Origin of the sequence: Streptomyces europaeiscabiei, from assembly GCF_001550375.1 — a bacterium.
Lineage (GTDB): Bacteria > Actinomycetota > Actinomycetes > Streptomycetales > Streptomycetaceae > Streptomyces > Streptomyces europaeiscabiei.
This window is the reverse complement of record NZ_LRTR01000028.1, coordinates 1-2,811: the sequence shown is the minus strand read 5'-3', so window position 1 is coordinate 2,811 and position 2,811 is coordinate 1. Positions and strand designations below refer to the sequence as shown.

Sequence of the window (2,811 nt, the reverse complement as noted above, 5' to 3'; positions counted from 1 at the left end):
TGCGCGTGCGGACCCACCGCCCGCACTCTCCCCCCGTCCAGCCACGCCACCGCGTCCGCGCGGGCGGCCGTGGCGGCGCGGTGGGCGATGACCAGGCGGCTGCCGCCGGTGGTGGGGCGGCCGACGAGCGCGTCGGCGATGTGGCGCTCGGTGACGGTGTCGAGGCTGGAGAGGGCGTCGTCGAGGACGAGAAGGCGGCTTTCGCGGGCGAACGCCCGGGCGAGACCGAGGCGTTGGGCCTCCCCGCCCGACAACGGGGCGTCGGCGCAGGGGGTGGCGTAACCGTCGGGGAGACGACGGACGAAGCTGTCGGCGTGCGCGGCGCGGGCCGCCTCCCGTATGCGGGCCGGCGAGGGACGGGAGAGGCCGAAGGCGATGGTGTCCGCCACGGAGTCGCCGAGCAGGGCCGGGCGCTCGAAGGCGTGGGCGATCGCTCGGCGCAGCTCCCCGCGGTCCAGTTCGGGCAGGGGTACCCCGTCGAGCCGTACCTCTCCCTCGTCCGGGTCCGTGAGCCGCCCGGCGACGGCCGCGAGCAGCGACTTGCCCGCCCCCGAGCGGCCCACGACGGCCAGCGTGGTCCCGCCCGGCACGACGAGATCGACCCCGTCCAGCACGGCGCGCCCGCCCCGCCGGACGGTCACGGAGCACAGCTCCAGCCGCCCTCGCGCGGAGGGGGCGTCAGGGGCGTCCACCTTCGGCCGCCCCTGCCCCGGGGGCGGGAACAGCCGCTTGCCGTAGGTGGTCGGGGGCTCGGTCAGTAGCTCGGCGAGCCGGTCGGCCCCCGCCCGGGCGCGGATCAGGCCCGAAAGGTGGCCGACCAGTACGCCGATGCCCGCGGCCAGTACGGCGTAGCGGGACGCGGCGAGCAACTCGCCCACGGACAGGCGCTGTCGGGTGAGGAGGACAACGGCGGTGGCCACGACGGCGAGTTGGAGGAGGGGTGCCACGGCGGCTGCGCGCGCGGCGGCCAGGCCCTGCACGCGCCACATGCGGTGCCCCTCGCGGGAGAGTTCGGGGAGCGGCCGCAGGACGCGGGCGACGGTCCGGTCGGCGGTTCCGGCGGCGGCGATCGTGCGGTACCCGGCGACGGCCTCGGCCAGGCCGCCCGCGATACGGCCCTGGGCCCGCTGGTAGCGCGACACACACGCGGAGGAGTCCCGGGCGAGCGTGCGCAGCACCAGGGCGAGCAGCGGGGCCCCGCCCAGGAACACCACCACGAGCCACAGGTCCATCAGCCCCAGGGCCACCACCGCGCCCAGCGGCCCGGCGAACGCGGCGAGCAGCGCGGCGATGGTGGCGGGTGCCGTTCCCGCCTGGGCCGCGTTCCCGACGAGCCGGGCCACCAGGTCGCCCGGCCCGAACCGGCCGACGGCCCGTGGCCCCACGGCCAGCACGTGTCCGACCAGGCGGTGGCGCAGCCAGGCGGTGGCTCGGGCGTTCGTGGTTCCGGCGATTACGGTCTCGACCGCGTCCAGCGCGGCGACGGCGAGGATCAGGCCCGTGCACCACAGCACCCAGTGCGAGCCGTCCGGGTCGCCGGCCAGCAGCAGATCCAGAGCCCGCCCCAGCGTGACCGGCAGCGACAGGTTCGCCGCCGTCGAGGCCACGGACACCAGTGTCAGGGCCGTGCAGCGGGGGCCGGAGTGCCGGACGATGGAGCGCAGCAGGGGCACGGACGCGGCTGCCGGGCCGGGGGCACCGGCTTCGGAGAGGATCGTCATACCCGTCCTGACGTGGGATGACCGGATGAATGGCAGATGGGATCGGTGGATGAATGGCCGGCGGGTGAGCGCATGAAAGACCGGTGGCATGAGCGGACCGATGACCGGTGCTTGAGCGGACGAACGACCGGTGAGTCGGTCGACGAACGACCGGGGCATGAGCGGACGACGAGGTGATCGAGCCCCGGACGGCCCCTCCTCGGACAGGGGAGGGGCCGTCCGGAGCCGTCGGTGCGACTCAGCCGCCGTGCCGGTCCGACGGGCGCCCCGGATGCCCCGGACGCCCTGTTCGGATCAGAGGCAGAGCGTGATGCTGGCCGCGCTCACACAGGACAGCACGCTCAGGGAGCTGGGGCCGCCGGTGCCGGTCGTCTCGTCGGCTTCCATCGTCTGCAGGTCGAGAAGTGCCATGTCGATTCCTTTCGATCGTGGCCCGCTCAGGGGCCCTTGGGGACGGGGGTGTTGCGTCACGACTCCGCCGGGCGGCGGAACCGCGTCATCGGGGCCGCCGTCGTGGCGGCGGCAGGAACGGAAGGTGTGGCGTGGCGGCGTCGTCGGCGGCTGCGTGTGCCGCGCCGAGTGCCAGCAGGCATCCCGCCGTTCCGGTACCGAGATCCATGGAGAGCCGCATCAAGTGGTTGCCGGGGAAGGACAGTTGCCCCTGGTAGGGCATCGCGTGCCAGCCGAGCGCGGCGATCTGTTCCGTCAACTCCTCGCGCGGGGCTCCTGTCCGGGCGAGGTGGAGGATCATCCCGGCCCGGCCGTCGAACAGCCCCGGCTGCGCGTAGAAGCGGTAGGTCGCGGCGGTCAGGACGCCCGCACGGATCCGCGTGAACTCGTCCCCTGCGGTGCCGATCGCGGCCAGGTGGTCGTCGAGCACCATGCCGACGCCCGCGCTCCCGTCGCCGAGGTACGGCATGGTCCGCCATCCCTCGTCGACGGCCAGCCCGCCGTTCCTCTGGTCGACCAGACATTCCAGGTCCTGCCGCAGCGCATCGCCCGCCGCGTCGAGCAACGCGGGGTCGCCCGTCGCCTCGTACCGGCGCAGCAGGAACAGCGCGGGCCCGCTCGCGCCGCGCAGCAGGCCCGC

Annotated in this window: 2 protein-coding genes and 1 pseudogene; all 3 read right to left on the bottom strand. The window is 74.8% G+C overall.

All coding sequences use genetic code 11. From position 1 onward, the window contains the following. A partial coding sequence (locus AWZ10_RS01090) for an ABC transporter ATP-binding protein (RefSeq protein ID WP_060890209.1) occupies positions 1-1,721 on the bottom strand: 1,721 nt, incomplete at its 3' end. A 294-nt stretch (positions 1,722-2,015) separates the two neighbouring features. Beyond that, a complete protein-coding gene (locus AWZ10_RS01085; RefSeq protein WP_005483995.1) occupies positions 2,016-2,132 on the bottom strand; it encodes a SapB/AmfS family lanthipeptide in 117 nt (38 codons plus the stop codon). An 85-nt stretch (positions 2,133-2,217) separates the two neighbouring features. Then, positions 2,218-2,811: pseudogene (locus tag AWZ10_RS01080) on the bottom strand (lanthionine synthetase C family protein); the annotation flags it as partial.

Bases quoted from the DNA above. Each gene is read 5' to 3' on its own strand.
- AWZ10_RS01085 (WP_005483995.1), bottom strand. From the start codon at position 2,132: ATGGCACTTCTCGACCTGCAGACGATGGAAGCCGACGAGACGACCGGC.